Below are 23,601 nucleotides of genomic sequence, written 5' to 3' on the forward strand. Positions count from 1 at the left end.
GTGAGTCGATCAGAGACTGCCCTTGGTCGACGGAATCTGCCCCGCCGCGCGTTCATCCACCTCGACGGCCATGCGCAACGCGCGGCCGAACGCCTTGAATACGGTCTCGACCTGATGATGCGCGTTGATGCCGCGCAGGTTGTCGATATGCAGCGTGACGCCCGCGTGATTCACGAATCCGCGGAAGAATTCGATGGTGAGATCGACGTCGAACGTGCCGATGCGCGCGCGCGTGAACGGCACATGGAATTCGAGCCCCGGACGGCCGGAAAAATCGATCACGACCCGCGACAGCGCTTCGTCGAGCGGCACATACGAATGTCCGTAGCGGCGAATGCCCTTGCGCTCGCCGATGGCCTTCGCCACCGCCTGCCCGAGCGTGATGCCCGTATCTTCGACGGTATGGTGATCGTCGATATGGAGGTCGCCATGCGCTTCGATTTCGAGATCGATGAGTCCGTGACGGGCGATCTGGTCGAGCATGTGATCGAGGAACGGGACGCCGGTGGCGAGCTTCTGCTTGCCGGTGCCGTCCAGATCGAGCTTCACACGGATCTGCGTTTCGCTGGTGTTGCGAACGACTTCCGCAATGCGCATGGTAATTCCTTGAGACTTTCGAAAAGTGGGATTCAGTTCGGCGCGAGCTTTCTGAGCGCCGCGACCATCTGCGCGTTCTCATCGGCCGTTCCGACCGTCAAACGCACACAATTAGCCAGCAATGGATGCATTTTACTCACGTTTTTTATCAAAACCCGCGAAGTCAAAAGGGTTTCGAAAGCAACGGCGGCGTCCGGCACGCGCACGAGCAGGAAATTGCCCGCGCTCGGAAACACGGTCACGCCGGGCAGCGCGGCCACTTCGCGCGCGAGTTTCGTGCGCTGAGCGCGCAGATCGGAGGCCTGCGCGTCGAGCACGTCGAGGTGATCGAGCAGGAAATCGGCGGTCGCTTGCGTCAGTACGTTGATGTTGTACGGCGGGCGCACCTTGTCGAACTGCATGATCCACGAAGGCCGGCCCGCCATGTAGCCGAGGCGGATGCCCGCGAGCCCGAGCTTCGAGACGGTGCGCATCACGACGACATTGTCGAACTCCGCCGCGCGCGGCATCCAGCTCTTCTCGGCGAACGGCTGATAGGCCTCGTCGATCACGACGAGGCTCTTCGCCGCCGCCGCGATCACGCGCTCCATGTCGGCGTCGCCGTAGAGCGTGCCGGTCGGGTTGTTCGGATACGCAAGGTAGACGAGCGCGGGCGCATGTTCGTCGATGGCCGCGATCAGCGCATCGGCGTCGAGCGTGAAGTCCGCCTTCAGCGGCACGCCGATGAACTCCAGATGCGCGAACTTCGCCGACATTTCGTACATCACGAATCCCGGCACCGGCGCCAGGACCTTCGCGCCCGGCTTCGAGCACGCGACCGACATCATGCTGATCAATTCGTCCGAGCCGTTGCCGAGCAGCACGTCGCAGGCTGCGGGCACGTGCATCGCGCGCTTGAGCTTCGCGAGCAGTTCGGCGGGACGCGGCGCCGGATAGCGGTTCAGCGCGACACCCGCGAGATGCGCGCCGAGACGTTCGGCGAGTTCGGCAGGCAGTGTGTGGGGATTTTCCATCGCGTCGAGCTTGATCAGGCCCGTTGCGTCGGGCACGGGATAACTCGTCATCGCGAGGATGTCGGGACGAATGATGTCTTGTGCTGTGGTCATGATTTCCCGGCGTCTCTCTCGCCGGACAAGCGGCGGCTCTGAGGCCGCCTCGTTCATTCGGGCCGGCTCGATTCAGCCGACGTTTTTCATTCGATACTCAGCGCTGCGCGCGTGCGCCTGCAAGCCTTCGCCGTACGCCAGTTCCGCCGCGATCTCGCCGAGCGTCTGCGCGCCGTCCGCGCTCACTTCGATCACGCTCGAACGCTTCATGAAGTCGTACACGCCGAGCGGCGACGAGAAGCGCGCCGTACGGGAAGTCGGCAACACGTGATTCGGACCGGCGCAGTAGTCGCCGAGACTTTCGCTCGTATAGCGGCCGAGGAACATCGCGCCCGCGTTGTGGATCTGCGCGGCCCACTGATGCGGATCGAGCGCGGAAATTTCGAGGTGCTCCGGCGCGATATCGTTCGCGATCGCGCACGCTTCGGCCATGTCCTTCACTTTGATGAGCGCGCCGCGATCTTCGAGCGAGCGTTGAATGACATCACGGCGCGGCATTGCGGGCAGCAACTCGACGATTGCATCTTCCACGCGCTGGATGAAGTCATCGTCCGGGCACAGCAGGATGGACTGCGCGAGCTCGTCGTGCTCGGCTTGCGAGAAGAGGTCCATCGCGACCCAGCGCGGGTCCGTGGTGGCATCGCAGATGACGAGGATTTCCGACGGCCCCGCGATCATGTCGATGCCCACTGTGCCGAACACGCGGCGCTTCGCGGAGGCGACATACGCATTGCCCGGGCCGCAGATCTTGTCGACGGCCGGCACCGTTTGAGTGCCGTACGCGAGCGCGCCGACCGCCTGCGCGCCGCCGATCGTGAACACGCGGTCCACACCGCCGAGCAGCGCCGCCGCGAGCACGAGCGGATTCTTCACGCCGTCGGGCGTCGGCACGACCATCACGATTTCCTTCACGCCCGCGACGCGCGCCGGAATTGCGTTCATCAGCACCGAAGACGGATACGCCGCCTTGCCGCCCGGCACATAGATGCCCGCGCGATCGAGCGGCGTGACCTTCTGGCCGAGCACGGTGCCGTCGGCTTCGGTGTACTGCCAGCTATGGCTGCCGCATTCGATGCGCTGCTTCTCGTGATAGCCGCGCACGCGCGCGGCCGCCGCTTCGAGCGCCGCGCGGCGCTTCGGCTCGAGCCCTTCGAGCGCAGCCTCCATTTCCGACAGCGGCAGTTCGAGGGCCGCGACGCGCTCCGCCTTCAGGCGATCGAACCTGTTGGTGTATTCGAGCACGGCTTCATCGCCGCGCGCCTTCACATCCGCGAGAATCTGCGCGACCGAGCGCTCGATCGCTTCATCCTCGCTCGCTTCGAAGGCGAGGACCGCGCGCAGCGCCTTTTGAAAACCATCGGTGCTGGAATCGAGTTTGCGAATCTTGATAGACATGCTGGTTTTCCGTTGTGCTTGTGGCGCGCCGCCGCGTGCGGCTCGCCTAATTTCCTGTACTCGTCGTGGCGCGCTCGAAAGCATCGAGGTACGGCTTGAGCGCCGCGCGCTTCAGCTTGAGCGCCGCCTGATTGACCACGAGGCGCGATGAAATCTGCATGATCTCTTCGACTTCGACGAGGTTGTTCGCCCGCAGCGTGCCGCCCGAGCTGACCAGATCGACGATCGCGTCCGCGAGGCCGACGAGCGGCGCGAGCTCCATCGAGCCGTACAGCTTGATCAGATCGACGTGCACGCCCTTCGACGCGAAATGCTCGCGCGCCGTTTCCGTGTACTTCGTCGCGACGCGCAGGCGCGCGCCCTGGCGCACCGCGTTCGCGTAATCGAAGCCCGCCTTGACGGCCACCGACATGCGGCAACGCGCGATATCGAGATCGACCGGCTGATATAGGCCGCTGCCGCCATGCTCGATCAGCACGTCCTTGCCCGCGACGCCGAAGTCCGCCGCGCCGTATTCGACATACGTCGGCACATCCGTTGCGCGGACGATGATCACGCGCAGGTTCGGGTTCGTGGTCGGCAGAATCAGCTTGCGCGAGCTTTCCGGATCTTCCGCCACCTGCACGCCCGCAGCGGCGAGCAGCGGCAGCGTTTCCTCGAAGATACGCCCTTTCGACAGCGCGAGCGTGAGGGGCGCGCTCGGCTCGACCGACGACGACGTCTGCGGCAGCGAACTCATTGCTCGCTCCCGCTGCCCTTGATGCGGCGAACGTTCGCGCCCACGGCCGTGAGCTTCGATTCCATGCGGTCGTAGCCGCGGTCCAGATGATAGATGCGGTCGATCAGCGTCTCGTCGTCCGCGCACATCGCCGCGATCACGAGGCTGGCCGACGCGCGCAGGTCGGTAGCCATGACCTTCGCGCCGGAGAGCTTCTCGACGCCGGCGACGAGCGCCGTGTTGCCGTCGATGGTGATGTGCGCGCCGAGACGGTTCAGCTCCTGCACGTGCATGAAGCGGTTCTCGAAGATCGTCTCGACGACTTGCGACGTGCCGTTCGCGATCGTGTTGAGCGCCATGAATTGCGCCTGCATGTCCGTCGGGAACGCGGGATATTCGGATGTGCGGATGTTCACTGCGTCCGGGCGCTTCGCCATGCGCACGCGCATCCAGTCGTCGCCTTCCTCGATGCTCACGCCGGCTTCGCGCAGCTTGGCCGTCACGGCGTCGAGCAGATGCGCGCTCACGCGACGCAGCGTGACGTCGCCGCCCGCGGCCGCGACGGCGCACAGGAACGTGCCCGCTTCGATACGATCCGGCACGACGGCATGCTTCGCGCCGTGCAGCTTCTCGACGCCCTGAATGACGAGCCGATCGGTGCCGATGCCATCGATCTTCGCGCCCATCTTCACGAGCAGATGAGCGAGATCGCTTACTTCCGGCTCGCGCGCCGCGTTCTCGATGACGGTCTCGCCTTCGGCCAGCACCGCCGCCATCAGCAGGTTTTCCGTGCCGGTGACGGTGATCATGTCGGTGATGATGCGCGCGCCCTTCAGACGTTTCGCGCGCGCCTCGATGAAGCCGTGCTCGATGTTGATCTCGGCGCCCATCGCCTGCAGGCCCTTGATGTGCTGATCGACCGGACGCGCGCCGATCGCGCAGCCGCCGGGCAACGACACCTTCGCCTCGCCGAAGCGCGCGACGAGCGGGCCGAGCACGAGAATCGACGCGCGCATGGTCTTGACCATTTCGTACGGCGCGATCAGCTTGTCGACCTTCGATGCATTGAGGCTCACGTGCCCGTCGCCGGACACTTCGGACTGCACGCCCATCTGGCGCAGCAGCTTGACCATCGTGCGCACGTCCTGAAGATTCGGCACGTTCGACAGATGGACGTCGTCGGCGGTGAGAAGGCTCGCGCACAGAATCGGCAAAGCCGCGTTCTTCGCGCCCGAGACGGTGATTTCGCCGGAGAGCTTCGTGCCCCCCGTGATGACCAGTTTATCCATGCTTGCTTGTCCTTCGACCGAGCTTCCTGCTGCGGAGCCGTTTTCGGCGCCGCGGTTGTCTTGAATGAATCGCACTCTCTACTGCCTTAGTCTTTCCGGTGATGCCGGTGTTGCTTGGGTTAAGTCTTGTGACCTGATTGGCTTCGCCGGGTGGACTCAGGCCGCTTTCCACTCGTCGGGGGTGAGGGTCTTCATGCTGAGCGCATGAATCTCCTCGCGCATGCGCTCGCCGAGCGCCGCATAAACCAGTTGATGACGCGCGATCAGCCGCTTGCCGACGAACGCATCGCTCACGATGGTCGCGAAAAAGTGCTGGCCGTCGCCTTCCACTTCGAGATGCTGGCAAGGCAGGCCGCCAGCGATGTAATCCTTCACCTGCTCCGGAGTCGGCAACATGGAAGTCTCCTTGAATTAGTGACGCAGCTTGTAGCCGCTCGCAAGCAGTCGCACGGCGATCAACGCCAGCACGGCCAGAAACCCGCCGACGATGCCGAGGCTCATCAGCGGATCGACGTCGGACAGGCCGAAAAAGCCATAGCGGAAACCGTCGATCATGTAGAAAAACGGATTCAGATGCGACACCGCGCGCCACACGGGCGGCAGCGTATGAGTCGAGTAGAACACGCCGGAAAGAAACGTGAGCGGCATGATCAGGAAGTTCTGGAACGCGGCCAACTGATCGAACTTGTCGGCCCAGATGCCTGCGATCAAACCGAGCGTGCCGAGGATGCCCGAACCCAGAATCGCGAACGCAATGATGTAAAACGGCGCCGAAAAAGACATCGGGATGAACCATATCGTCACGATGAACACGCCGAGCCCGACGCACAAGCCGCGCACGACCGATGCCAGCACATACGCGAAGAACATCTCCCAATGCGCGATCGGCGGCAACAGCACGAACACCAGATTACCGGTGATCTTCGACTGGATCAGTGACGACGAACTGTTCGCGAACGCGTTCTGCAGCACGCTCATCATCACGAGGCCGGGCACGAGAAAGCTCGTATAACCGACGCCCGGATACACCTGCACGTGCCCCGACAGCGCGTGACCGAAGATGGTCAGGTACAGCAGCGCCGTGACGACGGGCGCGAGCACGGTTTGAAACGAGACCTTCCAGAAGCGCAGCAGCTCCTTGTAGAACAACGTCTGGAAACCGCTCATGAAAGTCCCTCGACCACTTCCGGCTCGTTCATCACCTGCACGAACACGTCTTCCAGATCCGCCTTGCGCACTTCGATCTCATCGAACGTGCAGCCGGCCGCGCGGCATTTCGCGAGAATCGGCTCGACATCGTCGTAGCTCGACAGGCGCAGCAAGTGCTGCGTGCCCGACACCGCGTGCGGATCGACTTCGAGCGCGCGCAGATCGGCGGGCAGCGGGCCGTTCGCGAGCCGCAGAAACAGTTGCATGCCCGAGAAACGCTGCAGCAGCGCGCTCGTGCGCTCAAGCGCGACGACTTCCCCGCGACGAAGCATCGCGAGCCGGTCGCACAGCGATTCGGCTTCTTCGAGATAGTGCGTCGTCAGCACGATGGTGTGGCCCTCGCGATTCAGGCGCGAGATGAACTTCCACAGCGTCTGACGCAGTTCGACATCGACGCCGGCGGTGGGCTCGTCGAGCACGATCACCGGCGGCCGGTGCACCAGCGCCTGCGCGACGAGCACGCGGCGCTTCATCCCGCCGGAGAGCGCGCGCGTGTTGACGTCGGCTTTCTCGGTGAGATCGAGATTGGCCATCACCTCGTCGATCCAGTCGTCGTTGTTGCGCAAGCCGAAATAGCCCGACTGAATCCGGAGCGATTCGCGCACGGTGAAGAACGGATCGAACACCAGTTCCTGCGGCACGACGCCGAGCGCGCGGCGCGCCGCCCGGAAGTCGCTGACGACATCGTGACCGCGCACGGAGATCGTGCCGCTATCGGCGCGCGCCAGGCCGGCCAGAATGCTGATCAAAGTGGTTTTGCCCGCGCCGTTCGGGCCGAGCAAGCCGAAGAACTCGCCCTCTTCCACCGTAAGGCTCACGCCTTTGAGCGCCTGGAGCTCCTTGTAGCGCTTCCTGACGTTTCGGATTTCTATGGCTGACATGGACAGTGCGCGCGCCTCGCGCGGCCGCGCCTCGATTGTGCGGATTTCGCCTTGACGGACCCGTGCTCAGACAAAAAGGGCCGGGTGCAGGGCCGAAAAAAACGTTTGATTATAGGGCAAAGCGGCGGGGGCCGACTTCAGAGCGATCCTGATTGCGGCAGCGAAGCACGCCGCCGCCTTCTGCGCGGAGTCAGAACAGGATCAATGTCGGAACGAGAGGAGCGTATCGACGCCGTAGGCTCGCGCGAGACTCACGAGGCCGGAAGGAAGGTTGACGACGCCCAATGCGGCGCCGCGCGCGGACGCGGCGCGCTGCCATGCGAGCAGCACGGCGAGCGCGGAGGAATCGAATTGCGTGAGCGGCGCGCAATCGACTTCGGTCGCGCCTGCTGCAATGCGCGACAGACCCGCGTCGAGCGCGGCCTTCGCGCTCGCGTGGGTCAGAGTTGCGGCCGTCTGGAAACGGCCGCCCGTGGCTTGCGTGCTCACGATGCCTTGCCGCTCGCGAGCTGCTGGTTGCGCTGCGTCAGGAACTGCAGCAGACCGCTCACGCCGTTCTGCGAGATCTGCTCGTTGAACTGCTGCTGGTAGGCCTGGATCAGCCATGCGCCGAGCACGTTGATGTCGTACACGCGCCAGCCTTGCGCCGTCTTGTACAGGCGATAGTCGAGTTCGACCGGCGAGCCGTTGTTCATCACGACGGAGCGGACCACGACATCGGTGTCATCCGGATTCGCGCGGAACGGCTTGTACTGGACCGTCTGGTTGCGCACCTGCGCGAGCGCGCCCGAGTACGTGCGGATCAGCAGCATCTTGAACTGCTCGACGATCTGCTTCTGCTGCTCAGGCGTCGCCGAGTTCCAGTTGCGGCCCATCACGAGGCGCGTCGTGCGCGTGAAGTCCGTGTACGGGAGGATCTTCTGGTTGACGAGCTCGGTGATCTTGTTGATGTCGCCCGACTGGAGCTTCGAATCCGATTTGATCTCGTCGAGGACTTGCTGCGTGACCGTCTTGATCATCACGTCAGGCGCGCTCGTGTCGACGCCCTGCGCCGACGCCACGCCGCACAACGCCATGAACGCCGCAAAAAGGGGAAGAAGCAAAAGTTTTTTCATCACAGACCCTGCAAAAGTAGAGGCTTCGGTTTGAGCGCACCGCCTGAACCGAGTTCAGGCCGTGCCGCTGTCAAAACGTAATAAATGTCGTTAGATATGTTACCGCGCGTTAGCGAAGGCCCGCTCAACGCAAGCGGAATGAAGGGAAGCCCGGCGGCGGAACGTACTGGTTGCCCGGCACCGTTGTGCCGGTTCCGCTCGCAGGCGCTGGCGCGGCAGCACCGGACGCAGGCTCGCCCGCGGTCGCCGACGCAGCCGCGGCGGGAGCCGCTACATCCGCGCCCTCGTCGCCATAGTTCGGCAGCGGCGCCTCGCCGTAGTCCGGCATGCCGCCATCGCCGCCCGAGATCAGGTACTGACGGCGCTGCAGATACGCGTTGCGCACGAACGAATATTTGTCGAGCGCGGCGTCGGCGAGCACGTCGGTTGCGCCAAGCAGATTCGCACGCACATTGACGAGATTCACGCCGTAGAGCGCCCAGCTCACCGAATCCGGGCTCACATACGTAAGCGGGTTGCCGAAATAATCGACGACGAGGCCAGTGGAATCCCGCACTGTGCTCGGCCCGAGCAGCGGCAGCACGACATACGGGCCGGGCGGCACGCCATAGTGGCCGAGCGTCAGGCCGAAATCCCCGGCGTGCTTCGGCAGCTTCGCGATGGTCGCGACATCGAACAGGCCGCCGACGCCGAACACCGTGTTGATCGCGACGCGCATGATGTCCGACACGCCGTCCGCGACCTTCAACTGCAGCAGATTGTTCGCGGCGATGTACACGTCGCCGATATTCGAGAAGAAGTTGGTCACGCTGTTGCGCACCGGTTCCGGCACGGCCCACACATAACCCTTCGCTATCGGCTTCAACGCGTACTGATCGACCTGGTCGTTGATCGTGAACATCGTCCGGTTGTAGCTCTCGAGCGGGTCCCCTTTGGTCGGCGTCGTCACCGTCGCGCAACCGGCGAGCGCCATGACGCCCGCCAGGACGATCGCGCGCCGCATCCCCATCGCCTGCATGCCCTTCTCCTTATTGAGACGCGCCCGAGGCGGCGTTCGCGCCCGCCGCACCCGAAGCGCCCATTGCGCTCGCCGCGCCCGGGAACGCGGGTGCGGGCGCGGCCGGCGCTGCCTGCGATTTCGAGGCGCCGGAATCCGCCGCCTTGTTATAGAGGAACTGGCCGATCAGGTTCTCGAGCACCACGGCGGACTGCGTCATCGTGATGGTGTCGCCGTTCTTCAGCATCTGATCGTCGCCGCCCGGCTCGAGGCCGATGTACTGCTCGCCGAGCAGACCCGACGTCAGGATCTTCGCGGACGAATCCTTCGGAAACTGATATTGCTTGTCGATATCGATCGTCACGACGGCCTGATACGTGTTCGGATCGAAGCCGATGCCGCCGACGCGCCCGACCGTCACGCCCGCGCTCTTGACGGGCGCGCGCGCCTTCAAACCGCCGATGTTGTCGAACTTGAGTTTCACCGCGTAGGTTTGCTGAAACGACAGGGAGCTCATGTTGCCCGCCTTCAGCGCGAGGAACAGCAGCGCCACGAAACCGAGCACCACGAAGAGGCCGACCCAAAAGTCGAGAGCAGTCTTTTTCATCGTCTTCCCAAAGAGAATCTTTTCGCAGATGGCGCGTGAGGGTCTGTGCCCTTCACAACGCCTGCGCCTTTTTGCCGGGCGCCTGCGCTTGGTCCATTAGCTGAACATCAGTGCGGTCAGCAGAAAATCGAGCCCGAGCACGGCGAGCGACGCGTACACGACGGTTTTCGTCGTCGCGCGCGACACGCCTTCCGGCGTCGGTCTCGCCTCGTAGCCCTGGAACAGCGCGATGAACGTCACCGCGAAGCCGAACACGATGCTCTTGATGACGCCGTTGCCGACATCGCGCCACACGTCCACGCCGCCTTGCATCTGCGACCAGAACGCGCCCGGATCGACGCCGATCAGCATCACGCCGACGACATAGCCGCCGATGATGCCGACCGCGCTGAAGATGGCGGCCAGCACCGGCATCGCGACGATACCCGCCCACATGCGCGGCGCGACGACTACCTTGAGCGGATCGACGGCCATCATTTCCATCGCCGTGAGCTGCTCGCCGGCCTTCATCAGGCCGATTTCGGCGGTCAGCGACGTGCCCGCGCGCCCCGCGAAGAGCAGCGCGGTCACCACCGGGCCGAGCTCGCGCACGAGCGACAGCGCGACCAGCAGGCCGAGCGCCTGTTCCGAGCCGTAGCGGCTCAGCGTGTAATAGCCCTGCAAGCCGAGCACGAAGCCGACGAACAAACCCGACACCGCGATGATCACGAGCGAATAATTGCCGACGAAGTGGATCTGTTTCGTGACGAGGCGCGGGCGGCGCAACAGCGAAAAGAATTCGAACACGAGGCGCAGGAACATGCGCGTCGCGTAGCCCGCGGTGCCGAAACCGTCGAGCACCCATCGTCCGAGCGCGCTGATCATGCCTGCCCTCCGATGCCGAAATCCGCCGCGAGCGGCGTGCTCGCATAGTGGAACTTGAAGGGACCGTCCGGCGTGCCGTCGATGAACTGGCGCACGGTCGGGTCCTGCGACGCGCGCAGTTCGGCCGGCGTGCCCTCGGCGTGAATGCCGCCGTTCGCGATGAAGTACACGTAGTCCGCGATCGCGAACGATTCGGGCACGTCATGCGTGACGAGGATGGAGGTCGCGCCGAGCGCGTCGTTGATCGTGCGGATGAGCTGCGCGGTGATGCCGAGCGAGATCGGATCGAGGCCGGCGAAAGGCTCGTCGTACATCATCAGTTGCGGATCGAGCGCGATGGCGCGGGCAAGCGCGACGCGGCGCGCCATGCCGCCCGAAATCTCGGACGGCGCGAGATCGCGCGCGCCGCGCAATCCGACCGCGTTCAGCTTCATCAGCACGAGGTCGCGGATCAGGTCTTCCGGCAGATCCGTGTGCTCGCGCAGCGGAAACGCCACGTTCTCGAACACGGTCTGGTCGGTGAACAGCGCGCCGAACTGGAACAGCATGCCCATCTTGCGGCGCAGCGCGTACAGGCCCTCGCGCGTCTGCGCGCCGATGTCCTGTCCATCGAACAGCACCTGGCCGCGGTTCGCCTTGACGAGTCCGCCGACGAGGCGCAGGGTCGTGGTCTTGCCGCAGCCGGAGCCGCCCATGACCGCGACCACCTGCCCGCGCGTGAAGCGCATGTTCAGGTTCGACAGAATGAGTCGGTCGCCGTAGCCGAAATCGACGTCGCGTAGCTCCAGCAGAGTCTCGGAGGAAGCAGGCACTGGGTAAGAGATTCCGTTGACGCAAAACGCCGAATTATAGGGCCTGCGTGCAATCGGTGCTTTGCCTAGTCCCGCCCCCTTTTATTTTTGGGATTCTTTACCGTTGACTTGCAAACATCTGTTGCAACGACGAGACCGCGGCCGGCGTGTCCGGCGCCTCGGTCACCGCGCGCACGACCGCCGCGCTGCCGACGCCCCTTGCGAGGACCTCGGGCATGACCTTGGCGTCGATCCCGCCGATCGCGACGAGCGGCACGCGCCCCGACAGCAATTGCACGTAGCGGCCGAGCCGCGCGAGTCCTTGCGGCTTGGTCGGCATGACTTTCGTCGTCGTCGGGAAAACGGCGCCGAGGGCGAGATAGCTGGGCCTGAAATGCAGCGCGCGCAGCATCTCGTAGTACCCGTGCGTCGACAATCCGAGGCGCAGGCCGGCTTTCGCGATCGCGTTCAGATCGGCGGTCTGCACGTCTTCCTGACCGAGATGCACGCCGTACGCGCCTGCCGCGATCGCCTCGCGCCAGTGATCGTTGATGAAAAGCTGCGCGTCATGGCGGCGCCCCGCTTCGACTGAGCGCGCGATTTCGCGCCGCAGATCGGCGGCGTCCGTCGACTTGCGGCGCAATTGCGCGGTGCGAACGCCGAGATCGAGCACGCGCTCGACCCATTCGGCGCCCGGCAGCACCGGATAAAGGCCGAGCCGGTCCGGGCACGGAGCAAAGCCGCCTTCGGGCGCGGCGGGCAAATCGGCGACGCGGGGAAAAGTCGCGAAATCGACGGGCCACGCGTCGTCCTTGTTCTCGTCGCCGGCGCGCCAGGCGAGCGCGAGCGTGAGCGCATCGTGCGGCTCGAAATTGCAGTCGAGGAAGGCGGCGAGCGCGGCCAGCCAGTCATCCGACCATTCGCCTTCCAGCGCGAAACGCTCCTCGCCGCGACGCAGCGCGACGCGGCCACCATGCGCTTCGACGAGCGCCGCGCCGCTTTTCGCGAGCCGGTCGATGTCCGCGTCATGCGGCTCGGTGAATACGATCAGATCGTCCGCTTTCGGCAATTCAGGCGCGGTCAGGCAGATGCGCCAGCGCGTTTCAGCCGCGGGCCAATCGCCCAGACGCGCGCGAATCCGCTCGGCGACTTCGATCAGCTCGTCCGCCGGGGGCCAGAAGACTTCGTGATTCAGCAAGCTCATGCCGCGCCTCCGTCCTGATGCCAGAACGGCATGCCGACGACCGGCGTGCTCGCCTGCGCGCTGTCGCGCTCGGCCATCGGGCCGGCGAGGAATGCGGTGCGCCCCGCTTCGACGCCGAGCGCGAACGCGCGCGCCATCTGCGGCGGAAACGTCGCCTGCGAGACGGCGGTATTGAGCAGCACGCCGTCGAAGCCCCATTCCATCACCTGGCACGCGTGCGACGGCACGCCGAGACCCGCATCGACGATCAGCGGCGTGTCCGGCAGGCGTTCGCGCAGCGTGCGCAGCCCGTACGGATTGGTCACGCCCTTGCCGGTGCCGATCGGCGCGCCCCATGGCATCAGCGCTTCGCAACCGGCATCGAGCAGGCGCCGCCCGATCACGAGATCTTCCGTGCAGTAGGGCAGCACCTTGAAGCCTTCGCGGATGAGCTTCGCCGCCGCTTCGACGAGCCCGATCGGGTCGGGCTGCAGCGTGTAGTCGTCGCCGATCAGCTCGAGCTTGATCCACGGCGTGTCGAACACTTCGCGCGCCATGTGCGCGGTCGTCAGCACTTCGTCGACGCTCTGGCACCCGGCCGTGTTCGGCAAGAGCGCGACGCCGTGGCGCTTCAATACGTCGAAGAAGCCGGCTTCGCCCGTCTCCGACTGGCGGCGCAGCGCGACCGTGACCATGCCCGGCCGCGCGGCGTCGATGGAGTCGGAAAGCGATTGCAGCGACGGATAACGCGACGTGCCGAGCAGCACGCGGCTCGGAAACGCCTCGCCGTAGAGCATGAGGACGTCGGCGGTCTGTGTGGTCATGGTTCGATCCTTCGGTTCGGAATTCAGCCGCCCGCGACGGGCGACACGACGTCGAGCTTGTCGCCTGCTGCGAGCGTCTTCGTCGCGTGCTCGCCGCGCGCGACGAACTGGCCGTTCAGCGCGACCGCGAATGGCGGCTTCGCGCCGAATGCGGTGAGCGCTTCGGTGACGGTCGCGGCATCGTGCAAGTCGAAGACGCGTTGATTGATGTGGATGTTCATGCTTTTTCCTGTTGACTAGAGCGCGGCGACCGCGGTTTCGTCGTGGAGCAGTTCGGGCCAGCGCGCGGCTTCGCGGAACTGCGCGAATGCATCGTGATCGGCGATCTCGCCCGACACGAGCGCTTCGGCCAGGCGGCACGCGGTATCGGCGACTTCCGGCGCGATCATGAAGCCGTGCCGGTACAGGCCGTTCACGCGCAAGGTCCGCGCCCCGTCCCAGACGATGGCCGGGCGATGATCCGGCAAGGTCGGCCGGCAATGCGAATTCAGTTCGAGGATGCGCGCCTCGCCGAAGCCCGGATGCACCGCGAACGCGGCGCTCAGCAGTTCGAGCGCCGAGCGCACGCTCACGGGCGACATGTCCTCGCCTTCCACTTCCGTTGCGCCGATCACGTACAGATCGTTTTCCTTCGGTGCGATGTAGAGCGGATAGCGCGGATGCAGCAGCCGCACCGGCCGCGAAAGCCCGATGCCCGGCGCATGCACGCGCGCGACTTCGCCGCGAATGCCGCGCAGCGCGGGCCACGCGGGCTTGCCGCCCAGCCCGCGGCAATCGATGATCCAGCGCGCATCCGGCATCGCATCGACGGGCGTGTTCCAGTGCGTGCGCACGCCGCGCGCGGCGAGTCCGGCCGCGAGCGCGCTCAGCGCCTGGCGGTTGTCGAGCTGTCCCTCGTTCGGCAGCAGCCAGCCCTGCGCGAAGCGCGTCCCGAGCGCGGGTTCGGCTTGTGCGACCTGCGCGCCCGCGAGCTTGACGAATCCGCCATCGAGCAGATCGGCGGGCGAATTGGCGCGCAAGCGGCGCTCGAAGAGCGGCGCCTCGGCGCGATCGGCGCCATGCCAGACGACCAGCGTGCCGTGGCGCTGGAAGAACACCGGTTCGGGCAGTTGCGCGATGAGGCGCGGCCAGCGCTCGAGCGACGCCGCCCCGAGCCCGACGACGAGCGGCTCTGCGCTCGCCGCCTCCGCGAGCGGCGCGAGCATCGCCGCGGCGACCCATGCCGCCGATTGCGTGCCCGCTGCGTCGCCGCGTTCGTAGAGCGCGACGTCATGACCCGCGCCCGCGAGCTGCCACGCGACGAGCCGCCCGACGAGCCCGCCGCCGACGACGGCGAAATCGGGCCGGCGCGCGGCGCCCTGTTCGATCCTGTTCAATTCGATGTCTCCCATAGCCGTGGCAAGGCACTGCACGAGGAGACGAAGTACGCGATCTCGACCGTGCCGGCGCGGCGCCACATCACAAGGACGAAATCAGCGGAGAGACCGGCCCGGCTTCAATGAAACGCGCCGGGCGGAATGAAGATACGGAAGAGACTGGAGGGGCGCCAGGTGTCGCGCGATCTCCGGAAACTTCCCTCGCCGGTATTACCCGGATCGGGTGCAAAGGGTCTCTCTCAGCCTCGCCGCGCTGATGGCCGTTCCGGCCGCCGATGCGCGCGAAGCACCCCTGTTTCGTCGAGGATCATTAAAGCATGAAAGCGGAACCCGCTGCAAACGGGGATTGCCCGGCTTTTATCGCGCCCGGCGGCACTCTGGCACAATGCCGCGAACATGGTTCAGCGAACGATCGCGCGAAATTAAGTGAGCGTTAAGAGAACCCCGGAAGAATTTACGGACCGAAAAGGCCGCGCGCAGCCTGGCCGCGGACGTCGCCTTCGGGCGCCTCGAGGCGCTTCAGCAGGAAGCTCATGACCAACACTCGCATCGAAAATACGCAGCAGAAGGCCGACCAAGTTTCGGCGTGGAGCCTCATCAAGCCCTACTGGGTGTCGGAGGAGCGCGGCGTCGCGTGGGGGCTGCTCGTCGCGATCATCGCGATCAACATGACGGTCGTGTGGATCAACGTCCGCCTCAACAGCTGGAACGCCGACTTCTACAACGCGCTGCAGAACAAGAACGTCAAGGACTTTCCACATCTGCTGCTGATCTTCACCGGCCTCGCGTTCGCGTACATCCTGCTCGCGGTGTACGGACGCTATCTGCGGCAGATGCTCGCGTTCCGCTGGCGGCAGTGGCTCACCAACAGGTTTCTGGAGCAATGGCTCGGCGACAAGGCGTTCTACCGCATCGAGCGCGACCGCCTCGCCGACAACCCCGACCAGCGTATCTCGGACGACCTCCAGTCCTTCGCGACGACGACCCTTTCGCTGTCTCTCGATCTGCTCTCGACGCTCGTCACGCTCGTCACCTTCATCACGATTCTGTGGACCATCGCGGGCGCGCTGACGCTCACGCTCGGCGGCACGCCGATCACCATTCCGGGCTATATGGTGTGGGCCGCCGCGCTGTATGCGATTCTCGGCTCGCTCATCATCCAGAAGGTCGGGCATCCGCTCGTGTCGATCAACTATCAGCAGCAGAAGGTGGAGGCCGATTTCCGCTTCGGCCTGATCCGCGTGCGTGAGAACGCCGAGCAGATCGCGTTCTATGACGGCATCGCCACCGAAACGGCGAATGCGAAGACCATCTTCCAGCGCATCCGCGACAACTGGTGGATGATCATGAAGTACACGAAGCGCATGACCTTCGTGCTGAGCTTCTATGGGCAGATCGCGATCATCTTTCCGATCATGGTCGCGGCGCCGCGCTACTTTGCCGGCGCGTTTTCATTCGGCGTGCTGATGCAGATTTCATCGGCCTTCGGCACGGTCAGCGATTCGTTTTCCTGGTTCATCAACAGTTATTCGACCCTGGTCGAATGGCGCGCCACCGTCAACCGTCTGCGCGAATTCAAGCGCGTGATGCGCTCGACGCATATCCGCGAGGAAACGTCGCCGGCGACGGAGCGCGGCGGCATCAACCTGCATTACACGAGCACGCCTTCGCTCACGACCAAAGGGTTGATGCTCGCGCTGCCGAACGGCACGCCGCTTTCGCGCGTGACGGATGTTTCCATCGAGGCGGGATCGCGCTGGCTCGTCGTCGGACCGTCGGGATCGGGCAAGAGCACGCTGATGCGCGCGCTCGCGGGCTTGTGGCCGTTCGGTGACGGCACCATCGATGCGCCCGTCGATGCGAAGATGATGTTCATCCCGCAGATGAGCTATCTGCCGATCGGCACGTTGCGCGCGGCGCTTTCGTATCCGTCGCCGGGCGGCACGTTCAGCGATGACGAATCGCGCGAGGTGCTGCGTCTGTGCAATCTCGAAACTTATGCGGACCGGCTGGACGAGAGCGCGCATTGGGCGCGGAGTCTGTCGCCAGGCGAGCAGCAGCGGCTGGCCGCGGCGCGTGTGCTCCTGCACAAGCCGGACTTCCTCTTCCTCGATGAAGCCACCAGCGCGCTCGACGCCGAGAACGAACTGCACATCTACAACACGCTCACCGAGCGTTTGCCGAAGGCGGCGATTTTGAGTGTGGCGCATCGCGAATCGGTGGCGATGTTCCATGACTACAAGATCGAGATCGAGAGGGCGATGGCTGAAGCTTGAACGCGCTCGCGCAGCCAAAGCAAAAAGGCCACGCAATCGCGTGGCCTTTTTACATCGAGCGTCGAAGCCTGCTTATCGCGGCAACTCGCTGGAGCCCATCAAATACGCATCCACCGAACGCGCGCACTGACGTCCTTCGCGAATCGCCCACACGACCAGCGACTGCCCGCGACGCATATCGCCCGCCGTGAACACCTTGTCCACCGACGTGTAATACGCCTTGTCGCCTTCGGTCGCGGCACGCACGTTGCCGCGCGCATCCTTCTCGACGCCGAACGCATCCAGCACCGGCGAAACCGGCTGCGTGAAGCCCATGGCGAGCAGCACGAGATCGGCCTTCAGTTCGAACTCGGAGTTCGGCACTTCCTGCATCTTGCCGCCCTTCCACTCGACGCGCACCGCGATCAGCTTCTCGACCTTGCCGTTCTTGCCTTCGAAACGCTTCGTCGCCACCGACCAGTCGCGATCGCAGCCTTCCTCGTGCGAAGAAGACGTGCGCAGCTTGATCGGCCAGTACGGCCACACGAGCGGCTTGTTCTCTTCCTCGGGCGGCTGCGCGAGCAGTTCGAACTGCGTCACGCCCTTCGCGCCATGACGGTTCGACGTGCCGACGCAATCCGAACCCGTATCGCCGCCGCCGATCACGACGACATGCTTGCCCTTGGCGAGCAGTTGGTCCGTGAGCTTGTCGCCCGCGTTGACCTTGTTCTGCTGCGGCAGGAATTCCATCGCGTAATAGATGCCTTCGAGCTCGCGCCCCGGCACCGGCAGATCGCGCGGCGTTTCCGAGCCGCCCGCGATCACGACCGCGTCGAACTGTTCCTTCAGTTCGTCCGGCGTGATGGTTTCCTTCGCCGTATTGGCGATGTACTCCGGCAGCGCATCCTTGCCGATGAACACGTTCGTGCGGAACGACACGCCTTCCGCTTCCATCTGGCGCATGCGGCGGTCGATCAGCCACTTCTCCAGCTTGAAGTCGGGGATGCCATAACGCAGCAGACCGCCGATGCGATCGTTCTTCTCGAACACCACGACATCATGCCCGGCGCGCGCCAGTTGCTGCGCAGCCGCCAGACCCGCAGGGCCCGAACCGACCACGGCAACCTTCTTGCCCGTCTTGTGCTTCGGCGGCTGCGGCACGACCCAGCCTTCGGCGAAAGCCTTGTCGATGATCGCGTGCTCGATCGACTTGATGCCCACGGGATCGTCGTTGATGCCGAGCGTGCACGCCGCTTCGCACGGCGCCGGGCAGATGCGGCCCGTGAACTCCGGAAAGTTGTTGGTCGAATGCAGCACGTTGATCGCGCTCTTCCAGTCCTGCTGGAATACGAGATCGTTGAAGTCCGGAATGATGTTGTTGACCGGGCAGCCGTTGTTGCAGAACGGGATGCCGCAATCCATGCAGCGCGCGCCTTGAACCTTCGCGTCTTCATCGGTCAGCGCGGCGACGAATTCCTTGTAGTGCTTGACGCGGGTCAGCGGTGCTTCGTACGCCTCGTGGCGGCGTTCGAACTCGAGAAAACCGGTTGCCTTGCCCATTTCTTTCTCTGTATTTGGTGAGGATCGCGCTCTCCGATGCACTCGCACCGGAGAGCCTTTCTATGACTTGTGAGACCGGGCTTTAAGCCGCGACCGCTTCCTTGCCCTTCTTCGCGCCGAGCTCGGTGAGCGCGCGCTTGTACTCGGTCGGGAACACCTTCACGAACTGACGGCGCGCCGAGTCCCAGTTCTCGAGCAGCGACTTCGCGCGCGGCGAGCCGGTGAACTGGAAGTGACGCTCGATCAGGCCCTTGAGCAGCGCTTCGTCGGTCTTGCCGGTGTGCCACAGCGCGCGATCAATCGTGCGCTCCTGTTCCGCCTGTTGCAGAACCGGATCGAGCGCGACCATCGACTTGTTGCACTTGCCCGCGAACGTGCCGTCCGGGTCGTACACGAACGCGATACCGCCCGACATGCCCGCCGCGAAGTTGCGGCCCGTCTCGCCGAGCACGACCACCGTGCCGCCCGTCATGTATTCGCAGCCGTGATCGCCCGTGCCTTCGACGACCGCCGTCGCGCCCGAGTTGCGCACGCAGAAGCGCTCGCCCGCTACGCCGCGGAAATACGATTCGCCTTCGATCGCGCCGTACATCACCGTGTTGCCGCAGATGATGTTTTCCTCGGACTTGCCGCGGAAGTCGTTGGTCGGGCGAATGATGATGCGCCCGCCCGACAGACCCTTGCCGACGTAGTCGTTGCCGTCGCCGACGAGATCGAGCGTCACGCCCTTCGCGAGGAACGCGCCGAAGCTCTGGCCCGCCGTGCCCTTCAGCTGAATATGAATCGCGTCATCCGGCAAACCGTCGTGGCCGTGCTTCTTCGCGATCAGGCCCGACAGCATCGCGCCGACCGTGCGGTTCACGTTGCGCACCGGCTGGATGAACGACACATGCTCGCCCTTCTCGATCGCCGCCTTCGACTTCTCGATCAGCGTGTGATCGAGCGCGCGGTCGAGACCGTGATCCTGCACATCGACATGCTTGCGCGCGACGCCTTCCGCATCCGGCACCTGATAGAAGATGCGCGAGAAGTCGAGACCCTTCGCCTTCCAGTGCTCGATGCCCTTCTTCATGTCGAGCAGGTCGACGCGGCCGATCAGGTCATCGAACTTGCGGATGCCGAACTGCGCCATGATTTCGCGCACTTCCTCCGCGACGAAGAAGAAGTAGTTGACGACGTGTTCCGGCTGGCCCGTGAACTTCGCGCGCAGCACCGGGTCCTGCGTCGCGACGCCGACCGGGCACGTGTTCAGATGGCACTTGCGCATCATGATGCAGCCTTCGACGACGAGCGGCGCCGTCGCGAAACCGAACTCGTCCGCGCCGAGCAGCGCGCCGATCACGACGTCGCGGCCGGTCTTCATCTGGCCGTCGGCCTGCACGCGGATACGGCCGCGCAGGCGGTTCAGCACGAGCGTCTGCTGCGTTTCGGCGAGACCGAGTTCCCACGGCGTGCCGGCGTGCTTGAGCGACGACAGCGGCGATGCGCCCGTGCCGCCGTCATGACCGGCGATCACGACGTGATCCGCCTTCGCCTTCGCGACACCCGCGGCGACCGTGCCGACACCCACTTCCGACACCAGCTTCACCGAAATGCTCGACGACGAATTCACGTTCTTCAGGTCGTGAATGAGCTGCGCCAGGTCTTCGATCGAATAGATGTCGTGGTGCGGCGGCGGCGAGATGAGGCCGACGCCCGGCACCGAGTAACGCAGCTTGCCGATGTAATCCGAAACCTTGTGGCCCGGCAGCTGACCGCCTTCGCCCGGCTTCGCGCCCTGCGCCATCTTGATCTGGATCTGGTCCGCCGACGACAAATACTCCGCCGTCACGCCGAAACGGCCCGACGCGACCTGCTTGATCTTCGAGCGCAGCGAATCGCCGTCCTTGAGCGGGATGTCGGCGATGACTTCCTTGCCGATGATCGATTGGAGCGAATCGCCGTTCTTGATCGGAATGCCGCGCAGTTCGTTGCGATAACGCGTTTCGTCCTCGCCGCCTTCGCCGGTGTTCGACTTGCCGCCGATGCGGTTCATCGCGACAGCGAGCGTGGCGTGCGCTTCCGTGCTGATCGAGCCGAGCGACATCGCGCCGGTCGCGAAGCGCTTGACGATGTCCTTCGCCGATTCCACTTCGTCGAGCGGGATCGCCTTCGTCGGTTCGACCTTGAACTCGAACAGACCACGGAACGTCATATGACGCTTCGTCTGGTCGTTGATGATGTGCGCGTATTCCTTGTACGTCTGGTACGAGTTGCTGCGCGCCGAGTGCTGCAGCTTGGCGATCGCGTCCGGCGTCCACATGTGCTCTTCGCCGCGCACGCGATACGCGTATTCGCCGCCCGCGTCGAGCATGTTCGCGAGGACCGGGTTGTCGCCGAATGCATCGCGATGCAGGCGAATCGCTTCTTCCGCCACTTCGAAGATGCCGATGCCGCCGACCTTCGACGCCGTGCCCTTGAAGTACTTCTCGACGAGTTCCGCCGACAGGCCGACGCCTTCGAAAATCTGCGCGCCGGTGTAGGACATGTACGTCGAAATGCCCATCTTCGACATGACCTTCAGGAGGCCCTTGCCGACTGCCTTCGTGAAGTTGTAGATCACCTTCTCGGCCGAAAGATCGCCCTTCAGGCCTTCGGCCATGTTGGCGAGCGTTTCCAGCGCGAGATACGGGTGAACGGCTTCCGCGCCGTAACCCGCGAGCAGCGCGAAGTGGTGCGTTTCACGCGCCGAGCCCGTTTCCACGACGAGACCCGTGCTCGTGCGCAGACCGTGCGCGACGAGATGCGAGTGAATCGCGGATGTGGCGAGCAGCGCGGGAATCGCGACGTTGTCGCGGTCCATCTTGCGATCGGACACGATCAGGATGTTGTAGCCGGAACGCACGGCATCGACCGCTTCCGCGCACAACGATGCGATGCGCGCCTCGATGCCTTCCTTGCCCCACGCCGCCGGATAGCAGATGTTCAGTTCGTACGAGCCGAACTTTCCGCCGGTGTACTTGTCGATCGCGCGGATCTTCGCGATGTCCTTGAAGTCGAGCACGGGCTGCGACACTTCGAGACGCATCGTCGGGTTGATGTTGGTCGTGTCGAGCAGGTTCGGCTTCGGACCGATGAACGAGACGAGCGACATCACCAGGTTTTCGCGGATCGGGTCGATCGGCGGGTTCGTCACCTGGGCGAACAACTGCTTGAAATAGTTGTAGAGCGTCTTGTTCTTGTTGGACATGACCGCGAGCGGCGAGTCGTTGCCCATCGAGCCAACGGCTTCCTCGCCCGCCTGCGCCATCGGCGCCATCAGGAACTTGAGGTCTTCCTGCGTGTAGCCGAACGCCTGCTGACGATCGAGCAGCGCGGCGGCTTCGCGGCGTTGCGTTTCGACGTCTTCCGCCTTCGGCTCGATTTCGTCGAGCTTGATGCGCACGGCTTCGATCCAGCTCTTGTACGGCTTGGCGTTGGACAGGTTGTCCTTCAGTTCCTTGTCCTGGATGATGCGGCCCTGCTCCATGTCGATCAGGAACATCTTGCCCGGCTGCAGACGCCACTTCTGGACGATCTTCGATTCGGGAATGGGCAGCACGCCGGATTCCGACGCGAGGATCACCAGGTCGTCGTCGGTGACGAGATAGCGCGCCGGACGCAGCCCGTTACGGTCGAGCGTGGCGCCGATCTGGCGGCCGTCCGTGAACGCGATCGCGGCGGGGCCGTCCCACGGCTCCATCATCGCGGCGTGGTATTCGTAGAACGCGCGGCGGTTGTCGTCCATCAGCGTGTGCTGTTCCCACGCTTCCGGGATCATCATCATCATCGCGTGGACGAGCGGATAGCCGGCCATCACGAGCAGCTCGAGGCAGTTGTCGAACGATGCAGTGTCCGACTGGCCCGGATAGATCAGCGGCCAGAGCTTCGGCAGATCGTCGCCGAGCACGTAGGACGCGATCGCGCCGGTGCGCGCGTTCAGCCAGTTGACGTTGCCCTTCACGGTGTTGATTTCACCGTTGTGGGCGATCATGCGGTACGGGTGAGCGAGTTCCCACGCCGGGAACGTGTTCGTCGAGAAGCGCTGGTGCACGAGCGCGAGCGCCGACACGACGCGCTCGTCCTGCAGATCGCGGTAATACACGCCGACCTGACCCGCGAGCAGCAGACCTTTATAGACGACCGTGCGCGACGACATCGACGGCACGAAGTATTCCTTGCCGTGCTTGAGCTTCAGCGCCTGAATGCGGTGGCTCGCCGTCTTGCGGATGATGTACAGCTTGCGCTCGAGCGCGTCCGTCACGACGATGTCCTTGCCGCGGCCGATGAAGATCTGGCGGATCAGCGGCTCGCTCGCCTTCACGGTAGGCGAAATGGGCATGTTGGAATCCACCGGCACATCGCGCCAGCCGAGCACGACCTGGCCTTCGGCCTTCACCGTGCGCTCCAACTCCTGCTCGCACGCGAGACGCGATGCGTGCTCCTTCGGCAGGAAGATCATGCCGACGCCGTACTCGCCAGCCGGCGGCAACGTCACGCCCTGCTTGGCCATTTCCTCGCGATAGAAGCCGTCCGGCACCTGGATCAGGATGCCCGCGCCGTCGCCCATCAGCGGATCGGCGCCAACCGCGCCGCGGTGATCGAGATTTTCGAGAATCTTGAGACCCTGCTGAATGATCTCGTGGCTCTTTTTCCCTTTGATATGGGCGACGAAGCCGACGCCGCAGGCGTCGTGTTCGTTCGCAGGGTCGTACATGCCCTGCGCGGCGGGAAGCGAACCGACTGCCGGTTGCTGATGATCGTTCATGGGGACACCGTCTCTACTGTGAGGGGCCGACTCGGCCGTTGAACCATT

At 64.4% G+C, this 23,601-nt stretch carries 21 protein-coding genes and 1 riboswitch; of the genes, 1 reads left to right on the plus strand and 20 read right to left on the minus strand.

The window, feature by feature from the left end; translation table 11 throughout:
• Positions 1-9: 9 nt before the first annotated feature.
• The 18 genes from hisB to AC1Z32_RS11905 all read right to left on the minus strand — a co-directional run bounded on the left by hisB (position 10) and on the right by AC1Z32_RS11905 (position 14,967).
• Positions 10-597 (minus strand): imidazoleglycerol-phosphate dehydratase HisB, encoded by a 588-nt coding sequence (gene hisB / locus AC1Z32_RS11820; RefSeq protein WP_483478881.1) that lies wholly within the window; start codon positions 595-597, stop codon positions 10-12.
• A 32-nt stretch (positions 598-629) separates the two neighbouring features.
• The gene (gene hisC / locus AC1Z32_RS11825; protein ID WP_483478882.1) at positions 630-1,703 is read right to left on the minus strand and encodes a histidinol-phosphate transaminase; all 1,074 of its coding nucleotides are present in this window, start codon (positions 1,701-1,703) and stop codon (positions 630-632) included.
• Between the two features lie 72 nt (positions 1,704-1,775).
• A complete protein-coding gene (gene hisD, locus AC1Z32_RS11830) occupies positions 1,776-3,098 on the minus strand; it encodes a histidinol dehydrogenase (protein WP_483478883.1) in 1,323 nt (440 codons plus the stop codon).
• A 46-nt stretch (positions 3,099-3,144) separates the two neighbouring features.
• A complete protein-coding gene (gene hisG, locus AC1Z32_RS11835) occupies positions 3,145-3,837 on the minus strand; it encodes an ATP phosphoribosyltransferase (protein ID WP_483478884.1) in 693 nt (230 codons plus the stop codon).
• Positions 3,834-5,105 carry a UDP-N-acetylglucosamine 1-carboxyvinyltransferase gene (murA, locus tag AC1Z32_RS11840; RefSeq protein ID WP_483478885.1) on the minus strand — a complete coding sequence of 424 codons (1,272 nt, stop codon included), beginning with the start codon at positions 5,103-5,105 and terminating at the stop codon, positions 3,834-3,836. Before murA ends, hisG begins: the two co-directional genes overlap by 4 nt.
• A 156-nt stretch (positions 5,106-5,261) precedes the next feature.
• Positions 5,262-5,501 carry a BolA family protein gene (locus AC1Z32_RS11845; RefSeq protein ID WP_062608769.1) on the minus strand — a complete coding sequence of 80 codons (240 nt, stop codon included), beginning with the start codon at positions 5,499-5,501 and terminating at the stop codon, positions 5,262-5,264.
• Between the two features lie 15 nt (positions 5,502-5,516).
• Positions 5,517-6,272 (minus strand): ABC transporter permease, encoded by a 756-nt coding sequence (locus AC1Z32_RS11850; RefSeq protein ID WP_321799711.1) that lies wholly within the window; start codon positions 6,270-6,272, stop codon positions 5,517-5,519.
• On the minus strand, positions 6,269-7,195 hold the full coding sequence (locus tag AC1Z32_RS11855) for an ABC transporter ATP-binding protein (protein ID WP_483478886.1): 927 nt from the start codon (positions 7,193-7,195) through the stop codon (positions 6,269-6,271). Before AC1Z32_RS11855 ends, AC1Z32_RS11850 begins: the two co-directional genes overlap by 4 nt.
• A gap of 201 nt (positions 7,196-7,396) precedes the next feature.
• Positions 7,397-7,684, minus strand: coding sequence for an STAS domain-containing protein (locus tag AC1Z32_RS11860; protein WP_483478887.1), 288 nt, complete (start codon positions 7,682-7,684; stop codon positions 7,397-7,399).
• Positions 7,681-8,310, minus strand: coding sequence for an MlaC/ttg2D family ABC transporter substrate-binding protein (locus AC1Z32_RS11865; RefSeq protein WP_483478888.1), 630 nt, complete (start codon positions 8,308-8,310; stop codon positions 7,681-7,683). The genes AC1Z32_RS11860 and AC1Z32_RS11865 overlap by 4 nt, the downstream gene beginning before the upstream one ends.
• A gap of 124 nt (positions 8,311-8,434) precedes the next feature.
• Complete coding sequence (locus AC1Z32_RS11870) at positions 8,435-9,328, minus strand: MlaA family lipoprotein (protein ID WP_483478889.1); 894 nt, start codon at positions 9,326-9,328, stop codon at positions 8,435-8,437.
• A 10-nt stretch (positions 9,329-9,338) separates the two neighbouring features.
• Positions 9,339-9,914 (minus strand): outer membrane lipid asymmetry maintenance protein MlaD, encoded by a 576-nt coding sequence (gene mlaD / locus AC1Z32_RS11875; protein WP_483478890.1) that lies wholly within the window; start codon positions 9,912-9,914, stop codon positions 9,339-9,341.
• A gap of 96 nt (positions 9,915-10,010) precedes the next feature.
• On the minus strand, positions 10,011-10,778 hold the full coding sequence (mlaE, locus tag AC1Z32_RS11880) for a lipid asymmetry maintenance ABC transporter permease subunit MlaE (protein WP_483478891.1): 768 nt from the start codon (positions 10,776-10,778) through the stop codon (positions 10,011-10,013).
• Positions 10,775-11,590 carry an ABC transporter ATP-binding protein gene (locus tag AC1Z32_RS11885; RefSeq protein WP_483478892.1) on the minus strand — a complete coding sequence of 272 codons (816 nt, stop codon included), beginning with the start codon at positions 11,588-11,590 and terminating at the stop codon, positions 10,775-10,777. The genes mlaE and AC1Z32_RS11885 overlap by 4 nt, the downstream gene beginning before the upstream one ends.
• A 97-nt stretch (positions 11,591-11,687) precedes the next feature.
• Positions 11,688-12,773, minus strand: a complete 1,086-nt coding sequence (thiE, locus tag AC1Z32_RS11890) for a thiamine phosphate synthase (RefSeq protein ID WP_483478893.1) — start codon at positions 12,771-12,773, stop codon at positions 11,688-11,690.
• On the minus strand, positions 12,770-13,576 hold the full coding sequence (locus AC1Z32_RS11895) for a thiazole synthase (RefSeq protein WP_483478894.1): 807 nt from the start codon (positions 13,574-13,576) through the stop codon (positions 12,770-12,772). The genes thiE and AC1Z32_RS11895 overlap by 4 nt, the downstream gene beginning before the upstream one ends.
• A gap of 23 nt (positions 13,577-13,599) precedes the next feature.
• Positions 13,600-13,797 (minus strand): sulfur carrier protein ThiS, encoded by a 198-nt coding sequence (gene thiS, locus AC1Z32_RS11900; protein ID WP_062608759.1) that lies wholly within the window; start codon positions 13,795-13,797, stop codon positions 13,600-13,602.
• A 15-nt stretch (positions 13,798-13,812) separates the two neighbouring features.
• Complete coding sequence (locus tag AC1Z32_RS11905; protein ID WP_483478895.1) at positions 13,813-14,967, minus strand: FAD-dependent oxidoreductase; 1,155 nt, start codon at positions 14,965-14,967, stop codon at positions 13,813-13,815.
• 164 nt (positions 14,968-15,131) lie between these two features.
• Positions 15,132-15,256, minus strand: a riboswitch (TPP riboswitch).
• A 229-nt stretch (positions 15,257-15,485) separates the two neighbouring features.
• On the opposite strand from AC1Z32_RS11905, the gene AC1Z32_RS11910 reads away from it, so the two are divergent.
• Entirely contained in the window at positions 15,486-17,228 is a 1,743-nt protein-coding gene (locus AC1Z32_RS11910; protein ID WP_483478896.1) for an ABC transporter ATP-binding protein/permease, read from the plus strand.
• 72 nt (positions 17,229-17,300) lie between these two features.
• Here the strand turns inward: AC1Z32_RS11910 and AC1Z32_RS11915 are convergent, their stop codons facing one another.
• Both AC1Z32_RS11915 and AC1Z32_RS11920 read right to left on the minus strand, forming a co-directional pair.
• A complete protein-coding gene (locus AC1Z32_RS11915) occupies positions 17,301-18,767 on the minus strand; it encodes a glutamate synthase subunit beta (protein WP_483478897.1) in 1,467 nt (488 codons plus the stop codon).
• 82 nt (positions 18,768-18,849) lie between these two features.
• On the minus strand, positions 18,850-23,553 hold the full coding sequence (locus tag AC1Z32_RS11920; RefSeq protein WP_483478898.1) for a glutamate synthase-related protein: 4,704 nt from the start codon (positions 23,551-23,553) through the stop codon (positions 18,850-18,852).
• Positions 23,554-23,601: the final 48 nt, after the last annotated feature.

The organism is Caballeronia sp. 11_S32 (assembly GCF_056930355.1).